The 13,794-nt window shown below is 67.7% G+C and carries 13 protein-coding genes; 1 reads left to right on the top strand and 12 read right to left on the bottom strand.

The features are described 5' to 3' along the window. From thsA to ACFR9S_RS10275, 12 genes are all read right to left on the bottom strand, one after another. Positions 1 to 1,083, bottom strand: a 1,083-nt coding sequence (gene thsA / locus ACFR9S_RS10330; RefSeq protein WP_379818568.1) for a thermosome subunit alpha, incomplete at its 3' end; no start/stop codon positions are given. Positions 1,084 to 1,327: 244 nt separating this feature from the next. After that, on the bottom strand, positions 1,328 to 2,758 hold the full coding sequence (locus tag ACFR9S_RS10325) for a V-type ATP synthase subunit B (protein ID WP_379730866.1): 1,431 nt from the start codon (positions 2,756 to 2,758) through the stop codon (positions 1,328 to 1,330). Further along, positions 2,758 to 4,524 (bottom strand): ATP synthase subunit A, encoded by a 1,767-nt coding sequence (locus tag ACFR9S_RS10320; protein ID WP_379730865.1) that lies wholly within the window; start codon positions 4,522 to 4,524, stop codon positions 2,758 to 2,760. The genes ACFR9S_RS10325 and ACFR9S_RS10320 overlap by 1 nt, the downstream gene beginning before the upstream one ends. A 2-nt stretch (positions 4,525 to 4,526) precedes the next feature. Further along, complete coding sequence (locus tag ACFR9S_RS10315; protein WP_379730864.1) at positions 4,527 to 4,853, bottom strand: V-type ATP synthase subunit F; 327 nt, start codon at positions 4,851 to 4,853, stop codon at positions 4,527 to 4,529. After that, positions 4,850 to 5,905, bottom strand: coding sequence for a V-type ATP synthase subunit C (locus tag ACFR9S_RS10310; protein ID WP_379730863.1), 1,056 nt, complete (start codon positions 5,903 to 5,905; stop codon positions 4,850 to 4,852). The genes ACFR9S_RS10315 and ACFR9S_RS10310 overlap by 4 nt, the downstream gene beginning before the upstream one ends. Further along, positions 5,902 to 6,483: a V-type ATP synthase subunit E gene (locus tag ACFR9S_RS10305; protein WP_379730862.1), complete on the bottom strand. Its 582-nt coding sequence runs from the start codon at positions 6,481 to 6,483 to the stop codon at positions 5,902 to 5,904. Before ACFR9S_RS10305 ends, ACFR9S_RS10310 begins: the two co-directional genes overlap by 4 nt. Positions 6,484 to 6,504: 21 nt before the next feature. Continuing rightward, positions 6,505 to 6,762 carry an ATP synthase subunit K gene (locus ACFR9S_RS10300; RefSeq protein WP_053946888.1) on the bottom strand — a complete coding sequence of 86 codons (258 nt, stop codon included), beginning with the start codon at positions 6,760 to 6,762 and terminating at the stop codon, positions 6,505 to 6,507. Positions 6,763 to 6,945: 183 nt separating this feature from the next. Then, on the bottom strand, positions 6,946 to 9,090 hold the full coding sequence (locus tag ACFR9S_RS10295; protein ID WP_379818560.1) for a V-type ATP synthase subunit I: 2,145 nt from the start codon (positions 9,088 to 9,090) through the stop codon (positions 6,946 to 6,948). Beyond that, on the bottom strand, positions 9,077 to 9,409 hold the full coding sequence (gene ahaH / locus ACFR9S_RS10290) for an ATP synthase archaeal subunit H (RefSeq protein ID WP_379732117.1): 333 nt from the start codon (positions 9,407 to 9,409) through the stop codon (positions 9,077 to 9,079). Before ahaH ends, ACFR9S_RS10295 begins: the two co-directional genes overlap by 14 nt. A gap of 202 nt (positions 9,410 to 9,611) precedes the next feature. Continuing rightward, the gene (locus ACFR9S_RS10285; RefSeq protein ID WP_379818559.1) at positions 9,612 to 10,571 is read right to left on the bottom strand and encodes an electron transfer flavoprotein subunit alpha/FixB family protein; all 960 of its coding nucleotides are present in this window, start codon (positions 10,569 to 10,571) and stop codon (positions 9,612 to 9,614) included. Further along, positions 10,568 to 11,365, bottom strand: coding sequence for an electron transfer flavoprotein subunit beta/FixA family protein (locus ACFR9S_RS10280; protein ID WP_379732515.1), 798 nt, complete (start codon positions 11,363 to 11,365; stop codon positions 10,568 to 10,570). Before ACFR9S_RS10280 ends, ACFR9S_RS10285 begins: the two co-directional genes overlap by 4 nt. Positions 11,366 to 11,431: 66 nt before the next feature. Then, positions 11,432 to 12,481: a helix-turn-helix transcriptional regulator gene (locus tag ACFR9S_RS10275; protein ID WP_379732516.1), complete on the bottom strand. Its 1,050-nt coding sequence runs from the start codon at positions 12,479 to 12,481 to the stop codon at positions 11,432 to 11,434. Positions 12,482 to 12,577: 96 nt separating this feature from the next. On the opposite strand from ACFR9S_RS10275, the gene ACFR9S_RS10270 reads away from it, so the two are divergent. Next, positions 12,578 to 13,794: DUF7096 domain-containing protein (locus ACFR9S_RS10270; protein WP_379818558.1), on the top strand; the 1,217-nt coding region annotated here is incomplete at its 3' end.

The following is a 13,794-nucleotide window of genomic DNA, read 5'->3' as shown; positions in this document are numbered from 1 at the left end:
CGTGACCGAGCGGGCCTCCTCGACGTCCTCGACGAAGATGCGCTCGTCGCCGCCGATGTCCTTCTGGGCGACGCTGCCGGCGAAGCCGAGGTCCTCCTCCTCGATGTCCTCGAGGGCGGAGACGGTCGTCGCGCCGGTCGAGCGAGCCAGCGCCTTCAGATCGTCGTTCTTGGCGCGACGGACCGCGAGGATGCCCTCCTGTGCGAGGTAGTGCTGGGCGATGTCGTCGATGCCGTCACCGACGAACACCACGTCCGCGCCGACGTCGACGAGGTGGTCGACCATCTCGCGGAGCTGCTCCTCCTCCTGCTCCATGAACTGCTGGAGCTGGTCGGGGTCGGTGACGTTGACCTCGGCGTCGATCTCGGTCTCCTTGACCTCGATGGCGCCGTCGAACAGCGCGACGTTCGCGTCCTCGACGGCGTAGGGCATGTTCTCGTTGACGCGCTCCTTGTCGACGATGACGCCCTCGATCAGCTCGGAGTTCTCGATGGAGCCGCCGACGACCTTCTCGATCGAGACGTTGTCGGTGTCGATACCGCCCTCGTCACGCACCGCGAGCACGGCGTCGACGACCAGCTCGGCCAGCTGCTCCTTGGCCGTCTCGGCGCCCTTGCCCGTCATCGCCGTCTCGGCGATCTTGGTCAGGGTGTCGTAGTCGTCCGCAGTGACCTCGATGGCCTCCTCGTTCAGGATCTCCTTGGCCTTCTCGGCGGCCTGTCGGTACCCCTGCGCGATCGTGGTGGGGTGGACGTCGGACTCGACCAGCTCCTCGGCCTGGTCCAGGAGCTCACCGCCGACGACGACGGCGGTCGTGGTGCCGTCGCCGACCTCCTCCTCCTGGGTCTCGGAGACTTCGACGATCATGTTGGCCGCGGGGTGGTCGATGTCCATCTCCTTCAGGATCGTCACGCCGTCGTTCGTGACGACGACGCCGCCCGAGGAGTCGACGAGCATCTTGTCCATGCCTTTGGGTCCGAGCGTGGTGCGGACCGACTCGGCGACGGCCTTCCCGGCCGTGATGTTCATCTCCTGGGCGTCCTTCCCGGAGGTTCGCTGGCTGTCCTCGGAAAGTACGATCATGGGCTGGTTGCCCATCCGCTGTTGCTGGCTCATGTGTACTGATAGATTGTCCATGGTTCTATAAAGATGTTTCGTTCAAAGCGTGAGACACCCACGCATACAGCCCCAACGACGGCTTGACAACAGTTCACACGGCCTGTTTAAGTAAGATTGTCGCCAGTCGGCTTCTACACTGTAGTCCTTCGCGGGCGCGTGCGTCGAGGAAAGAAAACGGAGAGAGGAGATGCCGCGAGCCGTGACCGGCTTAGTCGTCCGCGGGCGCTTCCCCGGAGTCGGCGTCGGCGTCGACTGAGGGGTCCTCGACGTAGTACTCCTCGATCAGGTCCTCGCCGATACGGTTGAGCTCCGTCTTCGGGAGCAGCGAGATGAGCTCCCAACCGATGTCGAGGGTCTCCTCGATGTCGCGGTTGGTCTGGTAGCCCTGATCGATGAACTCCGACTCGAAGCGGTCGGCGAAGTCGAGGTACTTGTTGTCGGTCTCCGACAGCGCCTCGCGGCCGACGATGTTCACGAGGTCGCGCAGGTCCTCACCCTCCGCGTACGCCGCGAACAGCTGGTCCTTGAGGTCGCCGTGGTCCTCGCGGGTGAGTCCCTCGCCGATACCGTCGTCCATCAGCCGGGAGAGGCTGGGCAGGACGTTGACGGGCGGCTCGAGCCCCTTGCTGTCGAGGTCCCGGTCCATCACGATCTGGCCCTCGGTGATGTAGCCGGTCAGGTCCGGGATCGGGTGGGTGTCGTCCTCGCCGGGCATGGTGAGGATCGGGATCTGCGTCACCGAGCCCTCTCGGCCGTCGATACGGCCGGCCCGCTCGTAGAGCTGGGCCAGGTCGGTGTACATGTACCCGGGGTAGCCACGCCGGCCGGGGACCTCCTCACGCGCGGCGCCGATCTCTCGGAGCGCCTCGCAGTAGTTGGTCATGTCCGTCAGGATCGTCAGCACGTGGTACCCCTTCTCGAAGGCGAGGTACTCGGCGGTGGTCAGCGCCATCCGCGGCGTGACCGTCCGCTCGACTGCCGGGTCGTCGGCGAGGTTCATGAACACGACCGAGCGTTCCAGCGCGCCGGTGCGCTCGAAGTCGGCCATGAACTCGTTTGCCTCCTCCTGGGTGATCCCCATGGCGCCGAACACCACGGCGAACTCCGACTCCTCGCCGGCCTCGTCCTCCTCGGGGACGGTCGCCTGCCGGGCGATCTGGAGCGCGAGCTCGCTGTGGGGCAGCCCCGACGCGGAGAAGATCGGCAGCTTCTGGCCGCGGACCAGCGTGTTCATGCCGTCGATGGCGGAGACGCCAGTCTGGATGAACTCCTCGGGGTACTCCCGGGAGACGGGGTTGATCGCCTCGCCGACGATGTCGTGGCGCTCGTCGGGGACGATGTCGGGACCGCCGTCGATCGGCGTGCCCGACCCGTCCAGCACCCGCCCGAGCAGGTCCTCGGTGACGGGCATCTTCAGCGTCTCGCCCGTGAACCGCACGGACGCGTTGCGGTCGATACCGCTCGTGCCCTCGAACACCTGGATCGCGACGAGCTCGTCGGCGGACTCGAGCACCTGCCCACGGAGCTGTCGCCCGTCGGCAGTCTCGATCTCCACCATCTCGTCGTACCCGATGGACTCGTCGACCTCGGCGAAGACGAGCGGGCCGGAAATCTCGGTGATGGTTTGGTACTCTTTCATCAGTAGAGCTCGCGAAGTTCGGTCTCGATCTCGTCTTTCAGCTCCTCGACGTGGTCCTCGACCTCGTCGTCGGGAGTGGTCGCGATGCGGTTGAGCTTCGGCGCGGCGTCGATGCTGGTGATCTCGTCGACCGGGACCCCGGCGTCGAGCGCCTCGAACGCCTCGTCGTTGAACTTCTTGATCGCACCCAGCATCTGGAACGTCTTCTCGGGCGGACAGTACTGGTCCACCTCGATGAAGGCGTTCTGCTGGAGCCACCCCTCGCGGATGTAGCGCGCGACCTCGAGGGTGAGCTGCTGGTCGTCGGGCAGGGCGTCCTCCCCGACGAGCTGGACGATCTCCTGCAGCTCGCTCTCCTCGTCGAGCACGTCGACGGCCCACTGTCGCCGGTCGGGCCACTCGGGGTCGACGTTCTCCTCGAACCACTCGTCGAGCTGGTCCTTGTACAGCGAGTAGGACTCGTCCCAGTTGATCGCCGGGAAGTGCCGGCGCTCGGCCAGGTCGGAGTCCAGCGCCCAGAACGTCTTGACGATACGCAGCGTGTTCTGGGTCACCGGCTCCGAGAAGTCACCGCCCGGCGGCGAGACCGCGCCGATCACCGAGATCGAGCCCTCGCTGCCGTTGATGTTCTCGAAGTAGCCGGCCCGCTCGTAGAACTGGGAGAGGCGGGCGGCGAGGTACGCCGGGTACCCCTCCTCGCCGGGCATCTCCTCCAGCCGGGAGGAGATCTCGCGCATGGCCTCGGCCCACCGGGAGGTGGAGTCGGCCATCAGCGCCACGTCGTACCCCATGTCGCGGTAGAACTCCCCGATCGTGATCCCCGTGTACACACAGGACTCCCGCGCGGCCACGGGCATGTTCGAGGTGTTCGCGATCAGCGTCGTCCGCTCCATCAGCGGGTTCCCGGTCTGGGGGTCGGGCAGCTCCGGGAAGTCGTCGATCACTTCGGTCATCTCGTTGCCCCGCTCGCCACAGCCGATGTAGACGACGATGTCGGCGTCGGCGAACTTCGCGAGGCTCTGCTGGGTGACCGTCTTCCCGGAGCCGAACGGACCCGGGATCGCGGCCGTCCCGCCCTTCGCGAGCGGGAACAGGCCGTCGAGGATGCGCTGGCCGGAGATCAGCGGCTCGGTCGGGGTCTGCTTCTCCTCGACCGGCCGGGCCTCACGAACCGGCCACTCCTGGTGCATCTGGATCTCCTCGCCGTTCTCCAGGGTGACGATCGTCTCCTCGACGGAGAACTCGCCCTCCTCGACGGACTCGACGGTGCCGCCCTCGTAGTCCGGCGGGACCATGACCTTGTGGTCGATGGTCTGGGTCTCGGGCACCTCGCCGACGATGTCGCTGGGTTCGACGGTGTCGCCCGGCTCGACTTCGGGGCGGAACTCCCACTCCTTCTCCATGTCGATGCCGGGTGCGTCGACACCGCGGTCGAGGAACGCCGACCCCATCTTCTCCTCGAGGACGTCCAGCGGACGCTGGACGCCGTCGTAGATGGAGTCGAGCATCCCCGGCCCCAGGTCGACCGTCAGCGGCTCCCCCGTGTTGATCACGGGTTCGCCGGGGCCGACCCCGGAGGTCTCCTCGTACACTTGGATCGTCGTGACGTTGCCCTCGATCTCGATAACTTCGCCCATCAGCCCTTCGTCGCCCACGTAGACGACGTCGTTCATCCGGGCGTCGAGGTCGACGGCGGTCACGACCGGACCACTCACGCTCTCGATCTGGCCGCGGTCTTCCGCGGCGACGTCTGTTGCCTGACTCATTGTTAGTCCTCGTCGTCCATCAGGTCGATACCGATGGCTCGTTTGATCTGGTCGCGCAGCCCGCCGCTGCCGGCGCCGCCGCCGAGCGTGACGAACGTCGGCTCGACGCTGGTCTCGACGTCCTCGCGGGTCCCCCGCGAGAGGTAGTCGAGGTCGTCGTCGTGCATCACGACGATGCCCACGTCGTCGTCGGCGATCGTCGACTCGACGGCGTCGTCGAGCCGCTCGGCCTTCTCCTCCTCGGGGACGTCCTCGAACTTCCGGACGCCGGCGAGGCGGAACCCGGTCGTGAACTCCGGGCTCCCGATCACGGCGATCTCCTGACTCATCGTACCACCAGTTCCGCCCGAATGTCGTCGGGGTCGAGCCCCGCCTCCTTGCCTCGGGCGATGGCACGGATGTTGTCCGCCTCACGCTCCTTCGCGAGCACGAACGCGATCACGGGACACACCGACATCGGGTGTGCGTGGGCCGCGTTGCGTGCGTGCTCGAGCAGCGCCGCGTCGAGCGCCTGCTCGAACTCGATGAGGCTGTCCGCCTCGGCGAGATCGTCGAGCGCGGTCGAGAGCTCGTCGCCGTACCGGCTCTCGCGGATGTGCTCGACCAGCTGCTCGATATCCCGGGACAGCGCCGACAGCTCCTCCGGCTCGAACAGCGCGCCGCCCTCGATGTAGTACTCCGCGGGATCGATCTCGGCGCCGCTGCGGGCGAGCCGGAGCGCGTTGCGCGCGTTCCGGAAGTCGATCTCCGCCTGGAGGTACTCGGCGTACGCCGACTCCGGGCCGGCGCCGGAGACGCTCGTCACGCCCTCGAACAGGTTCTCGTAGTACGCCCGGTCGATGGCGTTCTCCAGGGGAACGAGCGTCCCGGTCTCCTCGTACTCCTCGGCGGCCGCCGCGAGGGCGTCGCCGAAGATGGTGCCGTCGAGCAGGTCGACGATCGCCTCGACGCTCTCGGCCTCGACCAGCTGGTCGAGGAGGGCGTCGTCGAACTCTCCGGCACGGATCAGGTCGTCCTCGACCGCCTCCGCGTCGGTGCCGGCGTAGATGCCGCGGACGGCCGTCTTCACGTTCCACGCGTCGAACTTCCGCAGGTAGCGTGCGACCTGCTCGTAGAGGCGGCCGTCCGCCCACGCGAGCAGCTCGTCGAACGTGTCAGCCAGCCCCGCGTTCAGCCCGTACTCGAGGAGGTCGACGCCGGAGAACCGCGAGCCGAGCCGGTTGATCGGCCCCTGGTACGTCGACTCCTCCATGTAGCGGGTGATCTCGTCGGGACTCATCCGCACCAGCTTCCGGTAGTCCTCCTCGTCGAACAGCGTCGCACGCCGGGCGCTCACGCGAGCGTTGACGTACTCCGGGTTGGAACTGCCGGTAGCGCTCATTCTTCGAAGAGTTGTTCGCTGATGCGTTTGAGCTCCTCGTCCCAGACCTCCGCGATCACGGAGTCGAAGGTGTTGTCGACGCTGACGCGGGAGCTCTCGCTTCTGACCACGACGCCGCCGAGGCAGTCCTCGGTGCCGGCGAACGACCAGCCCTCGTACTCCGAGAGCAGGTCGGTCAGTAGCTCCTCGTCGGCGGCGCGGCCGTACACTTCCACGTCCGCGTCATCGTCGAACTCCTCGGCGGCCGAATCGAGCAGCGAGCGGGTCAGCTCCTCGCGGCGCTCGCCGTCGATCTCGGCGACGCGCTCCTCGAGCTGCTCGCGGACCTGCTCCAGCACGTCACGACGGGCTTCCAGGCGCTTCTGCTTGGCCGTAAGCTTCGCGCTCGACAGCGCCTGTTCGCGCTCCTCGTCGATCTGTGCCTCGACGTCCTCCTCGCGCTGCTGTACAATCTCCTCGGCGTCGGCCTCCGCCTCCGAGATGATCTCCTCTGCCCGGCTCTCGCCCTCTTCGCGTATCTCCTCGGCACGCGCGCGGGCTTCGTCTCGAACGTCCTCGACGACGGTTTCCAAGCTCATGAGCGGAAAGGGAGAGGAAAGTTACGCCAGGATCATGGCGACCAGCGCGAAGATGAGGATCGTCTCCGGCAGGACGGTCAGAATCAGTGCCTGCACGAAGAGATCGTCGTCCTCCGCGACGGCGCCGACGGCGGCCGAACCGATACCTCGCTCCGCGTAACCCGCGCCGAGGCCGGCGAGGCCGACGGCGAGGGCTGCCATACCGGTCGAGGTGATGGCGGGGCCGCTGGCTCCTTCCTGCAGTACGAGACTTGCGAATTGGGGTGCGCTTTCGAACATATGGGTATCAACTCGGGTTCGTAGTCGGTCGTCTCCGAACAAGCCGTAGTTGGCCCCACGACGGTCATAAACCTTCCCAAAGTCCCCGAGAGAACCGTGCGAGTCGGCCACATACGCGCTGCTGCAGCGGGTGTCAGCCGCCGAAAAATCGTCAGCGGTACAGAACGATCCGCGAGGGTGGCGTCAGTCCTGTCGGCTGAACTGACGCTCGTGCCCGAACGGCTCGTACTCGCGGCCGCCGCCGTCGAAGAACTTCGAGAAGAACTCGTAGTACTCCAGGCGCACCGCCTGCAGGCCGGCGCTGGTCACGCCCAGCGCGAGCACCAGCACGTGGCCCAGCACGAGCACGAGGATGCCGCCGATCAGCGACGCCACGCCGCCGTGCATCAGGCCGCCGAACATGATCTCGGTGACCTCGTGGCCGTGGTACATGTCGCCGACCTCGTAGGCGTGGCCGGTCATGAAGTGCCACGACGCGTGCTCGCCCTCGCCGGTGACGGCGACGCCGAAGAAGAACAGGTTGACCGCGAAGGCCATCCCCGCCTTCGCCAGCAGCACCGCCGCGAGTCGGGCGTAGGAGAGCACGTTCACCAGCGCGTCGAAGATCTCGACGAGCTCGGCGGGTGCGCCGAGGCCCAGCAGCAGAGCGCCCAGCAGGAACAGGCCGATCCCGGCCTGCCCGACGATCACCGGGAAGCCGCTGAAGCCGAGCGCGAACGCCGCCTTCTCGCCGCTGTTGAACACGGTGAAGATGAACTCGGGCTTGGAGTTCTGGAACCACTTGCTCGCGATGAAGATCCAGAGGCCGTTCATCGCGAAGATCCACGAGAGCTTCTCCACGACCGCCGCACGGATGCCGTGGAACTGCAGTTCCTCGAAGAACCCCAGCACGTAGCCGATGTTGAGGTGGACCAGCGCGGCCATCGCGCTGATCAGGATCCAACCGGGGACCCAGTAGCTGTACTCGGGGATCAGCCCCTTGTGCAGCGGCGCGTGGCCGCCCCAGACGACCTCACTGACGGTGTGCAGGCCGAAGATCTCGCCGTAGAGGAAGCCGAAGACGATCGTCGCCAGCCCCGCCGCGATCGTCACGCCGCCCATGCTCTTGAAGCCGGGACTGTCGTACTGCGTGTAGAGGAAGCCGCCGATGGCGGTGTACACCAGCCCGTAGCCCACGTCCCCGATCATGAAGCCGAAGAACAGCGGGAACGTCAGGAACAGCAGCGCGGTCGGGTCGAACTCGTCGTAGTTCGGCCGGCCGATCGCCTCCACCAGCACCTCGAACGGCTGGACGAGGCCGTTGTTGTCCTGGACGACCGGCGGCTCGTCCGTCCCGATCGTGGTGCCGCCGTCGGCGACGGCCTCGCCGTGCTCGTGGACCGCCTCGCCGTCGGACTTGAAGGCGGCGCGCTCGACCTCCTCGACCTCGATGCGGTCACCGAGCTCGTCTTTCAGCGCGGCGTTGACCGACTCGTACTCCTCGGTCGGCACCCAGCCCTCGGCGACGAACGTGTTCGCTGTCGTCGCGAAGGAGAGCGGCGCCTCCGCCTTCTGGACCTGGATCGAGAGGTGCTCCTCGGCGGCCAGCAGGAACTCGGCGTGCTCGCCTCGGAGCTCGTCGAGTTCGGACTCGATCTCGTCGATCTCGGACTCGATGCCCTGTTTCTCGCTCTCGAGTTCGCGGACGTAGGACTCCGGGGCGACCTCGGCGTCGGGCACGTCGATCGACGTGAACGCCGCGGCGACGAGCGCGTCGTCGAGCACGCCCTCGGCGTGCTCACTGGGGTAGACGAACACCGCGAGCACGTCGCCGCCGGAGAAGATCTCGTACTGGCGGACGCCCTCGGCGTCGAGCAGTTCCCGCTCGACGGAGTCCTCGTCGCCGCGACCCACCGCGACTTCGAGGCTGTCGTACCCCGACAGCAGGTTCAGGTCGATCCCGAGGTCGACGAACGGGCGTGCGGCGTCGAGCCGCTCCTCGATCCCGCGGAGCTCGTCCCGCAGGTCGTCGCGCTCGTCGTCGAGGTCGTTGACGCGATCCCGCAGCTCGGGGAGTTCCTGCTCGATCTCCGCCTCGGAGACCGTGCGGCTGGCGTCGACCGACTCGGCGTCGACGCCGAGCATGCTCTTGAGCGAGCGGACGGTCACCAGCTTCTCGGAGGCCTGCTCGGCGTCGGCTCCCGGATCGCCGGGCTCGAACCCCTCCCACGAGCCGTCGTACTCGGAGACGTCGAGCACGTTCGCGTCGTGGACGACCTCGATAACCGACCCCATCACCTGCTTGGAGCCGGCCACCGAGAGCTTGCTCATCCGCTTAGGCCTGAGCATGCACCGCCTCCACGAACTGGTCGACCGCGGAGTCCACGGCCTCCTCGATGTTGTTTTCGGCCTCCTCGATCAGGGCCTCGCGCTCCTCCTCGCCCTCCTCGAGGATCTCTTCTTTCTCCTGCTCGATCTCCTCGCGGGCCTCCTCGAGCCGCTCGGCCTCGAGCTCGTCGGCCTCTTCTTCGGCCTGTTCCCGGATCTCGGTGGCCTCCTCCCGGGCCTCCGCGATCCGTTCTTCCTTCTCCCGGCGAGCCTCCTCGACGATCTCGTCGGCGTCGGCCTCCGCCTCCTTGATCCGATCAAGAACTTCCGGTCTGGGCATTAGCTGATCGGTTCGTGGTTTTTCCGGGCCGTATAAGGTGTTTGCGAAAGCGAGCGGGGTGAGTGTCAGCAGTTCCGACCGCGAGCGAGGGCGGAGCCCGAGCGAGCGGCCTTTTGGCATGAACGGGTTTTGCGGGGGTCTGGCCGCAGCGGGCGACTACGTCGCCCGCGAGGACATGCCCCCGCAAAAGAGGTTCAGGTTCCTAGTTGAACTCCTCGATCAGCGCCGGCACCACGTCGAACAGGTCGCCGACGATGCCGTAGTCCGCGATGTCGAAGATCGGCGCGTTGGGGTCGGTGTTGATCGCGATGATCGTCTCCGCGCCCTTCATCCCGGCGACGTGCTGGACCGCGCCAGAGATCCCGATCGCGAGGTACACTTTCGGCGTCACCTGCTTGCCGGACTGACCGACCTGTCGGTTCTTCGGCAGCCAGTCGTTGTCGACGATCGGCCGGGAGGCCGACAGCGTCGCCCCCGTCGCGTCACACAGGTCGCGGATCAGGTCGAGGTTCTCCTCCTCCTCGATCCCGCGGCCGATGGAGACGAGGAACTCCGCCTCGGAGATGTCCACGTCGCCGCCGCCGACCTCCTCGAACCCCTGGACGCGGGCGCCGTCGTCGACGCCCGACGCGTCGAACTCGAAGGGGGTGATCTCGGCGTCGCCGGCGCCGTCGGCGGCGGGCCACTCGCCGCTGCGGATGCTGACGACGAACTGGTCGCCCGCGACCTCGACGCTCGTCTCGACCTTCGAGCCGTACATCTCGCGGGTGACGGTCAAGCCGTCGTCGTACGCGATGTCGACCGCGTCGGTGGCGTACGGCAGGCCGAGCGAGTCCGCGACCGCGGGCGCGTAGTCGAGCCCGTTGACCGAGTTCGGCAGCAGCAGCGCGGCCGGCTCCAGTTCCGCGTGGAGCGCCTCCGTCGCGGCCGCGTACGTGTCGTGGTCGAACTCCTCGCCGGCGTCGGCGGTGTGGACGACGTCGACCCCCGGCGTGTTCAGCGACTCCGCGAACGCCTCGACGGGCCCGGAGATCACGGCGACGTGGAGCTCGCCGCCCAGCGCGTCCGCGAGGGCGCGCCCGGCGGTGATCCCCTCGTAGCTCACGTCCCGCAGGTCGCCGCGGCGGTGTTCGGCGACGAACAGCACGTCGTTCTCGCTCATTCGCCGACCACCCCCTTCTCCCGCAGCACGTCAGCCAACTCCGCGGCGGTCTCCTCGGGGCCGCCCTCGAAGATGGTCGCGTCGGACTCGCTCTCGGGCTCGTACATGTCGACCAGTTCGAGCGCGCCGTCGACGGTGTCGGCGTCGAGGCCGAGATCGCTCAGGTCGCGGGGCGCGATCTCCTTCTGCTGGGCCTGTCGGATCCCCCGGAGACTGGCGTATCGGGGCTCGTTGATCCCGGTCTGGATCGAGAGCACCGCCGGGAGGTCGACCTCGGTGATCTCCTCGACGCCGCCCTCCAGTTCGCGCCGGACGGTCGCGACGTCGTCGCCGGCCGCGTAGTCGAGGTCGTTGACGACCGCCGCCCACTGGTAGCCCACGCGGTTGGCGAGCGCGACGCCGGTCGCGCCGAAGGCGTCGTCGGCCGCCTGCACGCCCGTCAGCACCAGATCGGGCTCCTCCTCGGCGACGACCTGCTCGAACACGCTGACCTTCGCATCCACGTCGAGCAGTGTCTGCTCGGCGATGGCATCGTCCCAGACGCGGACCGCGCGGTCGGCCCCCTTCGCGAGCGCCATCCGGATCGTCTCCTCGCTGCGCTCGGGACCGATCGTGGCCGCGACGACTTCGACGTCCTCGTCGGCGGCCTCGGCGATCTGGACCGCCGCCTCGACGGCGTAGTCGTCCCACTCGTTGAGGTCGTACTCGAGGTACCGCTCGTCGATGGACAGCCCGTCGATCTCGAACTCGTCCTCGACGGCCGCCACCTCCTTGACGGTCACCAAAATCTTCATCGGCCCTGATTTCCCACGGCCGGGGGTAAATCCTTTCGCTATACCCCAGCGAACGGGAGCTTGCGGCTACTCCTCGTCCTCGCCGTCGGGCAGCGAGATCACGTTCTCCCGGCCCAGCCGGAGCTTCTCGATGCTCCCCTCGTCGGCCATCCGGGAGAGCAGCTGGGAGACTTTCGCGTCCGACCAGTCGGTCTCTTTCACGATGTCGGCCTGTCGCATCCGCCCGCCGTTCCGTTCGAGCAGCGCCTCGACGCGCTCCTCGTCGGAGAGCAGTTCGGGGTCGACCGCGGGCTCGTCGGGGTCGGACTCCTCGGTCTCTGTCTCGCCATCCTCGGTCGAGGGCTCCGAACGACTGCCGTTCGCGACCTCCGCGATGGGTTCGCCGCCGCGCCAGCGCCACACCGCCAGCACGATGACGGCGACGAACAGCAGCCCCAGCAGCACCGCGGCGAGGAGGTCGAACGCCCCACCGGGACCGTCCGGCGAGCCGGGCGACCCTCCGGGACCGTTGCCCGCCTCCGGGGCGTAGGTGATCGAGACCTCCTGCGGGTCGAACGACTCCGGGCCGACGACGACCAGCGACTCGTTCTCCTGCCGTGCCTCGATGCTGCTCCGCTGAATCTCGTACCCCGGGGGCGTCCGGATGGCGATCTCCTGACCCGCTTCGAGCGATCGCAGCCACGTGCCGTTCTCGGTCAGCAGCGCGTCGCTGAGTTCGTAGCCGTCGCCGGCGGGCGCGAGGAAGTTCGTCCAGTGGAACCGGAGCCGGAGCGTCCCCGTCCCGTTGCCCACCGTGTAGCTGCGCTCGACGTTCGTGATCGTCATCTCACGGTCGGTGAGCGACGAGGAGGCCGCCGCGGCCGACTCGAAGAAGGCGATCCCGGGCGAGCTCGGCACCTCCCCGTCCTCGAAGCGCTCGGCGTACGTACGGAACCCCGTCCGCTCCTCGTCGGTGTCGAACGGGATCGTGGTTCGGACCGTCCAGTTGGCGTCGCCGTCGGGCCGAAGGTCCACGTCGAACGTCGTCGTCGCCGCACCCACGTCGGGTGACTCTTGAGCTACTGCGGCGCCAGAGAGCGCGCTGACTAACAGGAGGGCGACGAAGACGTACCGCATGTACGCAGGGTTACACCCCCCGGGCAAAACGCTTTCTATCACCCCTCCGACGCGCTCCGGCGAGATTTAAGGGGGAGGCCGCAGTACGGTGGATCGATGAGGTCCCTCGCGCTGCTTTCGGTACTCGCCCTCTCCCTCGCGCTCGTGGCGCCGGCCGGCGTCGGCGCCGTCGCCACACCCGCGGACGCCCCAGTGGCCGACGGCCTCCCGAGCGACCTCGGCGTGTCGCCGACGGCCGGCTCCGGGACGACCGGCGAGGTGACGCCGGTCACGCCCGGACAAGTGGACGGGCCGACGAACGGGAGCAACCGGACCCGGGTGCTCGTCGTCCCCGACAGCGCCGTCCAGCGAACCGATATCCACGGTGCGACGCTGAACCTCGGCCCGGCGGCCCAGTTCAACGACAACATCAGCGCCGTCGAGGTCGAGACGGCCGCCGTCGTGGAGTACGTCCGGGCCGCCGAGGACGACAGCGAGCGAAGCCGGCGCATCATCGAGGCGTCCTCGACCGTCGAGACGGAGATCATCACGCTGCGGGACCGCCAGCAGGACGCGATCGAGGCGTTCAACGCCGGCGAGCTCTCGCCGGAGGCGTTCGTCGTCGAGCTCGCGACGATCGCGGCGAAGGCAGACGCGCTCGAACGGCGGATGGTGAGACTGACGAATCTGGCCGACGAGATCGACGGATTCAGCCTCTCGCGGCCGGCCGAGATCCGGTACGAGCTGCGGACGTTCGGCGGCCCCGTCCGCGAGCGAGCGATGGACGCGATCCGGGGGACCGACGGGCCGACGCGGTTCTTCGTCACCACCGGTCCCGAGGGGTACGAGCTGACGACGGTCGACGACGGCAGCTACTACCGCGAGGCGTACCGCGGCGCGGAGTACTCGGGTAACACCGACGCGACGATGAGTCCGGACGAAGCGGTCGACGTGGTCGAGGCGAGCTACCCGGACATATTCCGGCTGGGCGACCCCTCCGCGACCACCTCCGGCACCACCAACATCGTCACCGTCACCGCGCCGGACCGATCGCTGACCGCGTTCGTCGACAGCGGCAGGGAGGCCGTGTTCAAGGAGTACCAACGCTTCGCGCTCGACCAGTACGACTCCGACGCCGTCGCGTCGAACACGATCAACGGGATCAACGTCACCGTCAACCGCACGTACCCGGGCGGGCCGCTCCGGATCAGCGTCACCGACGCCGAGTCGGGCGAACCGATCGACCTCGCGATCACGCTGAGTCAGGGGCAGGCCGAGCGTATCGCGGTGGGGCGGACCGGCGAGGACGGCACGCTCTGGACGGTTTCCCCGCG

Origin of the sequence: Halolamina salina, from assembly GCF_042678005.1 — an archaeon.
Classification (GTDB): Archaea; Halobacteriota; Halobacteria; order Halobacteriales; family Haloferacaceae; genus Halolamina; species Halolamina salina.
This window is presented reverse-complemented; position numbering and strand designations above follow the sequence as displayed.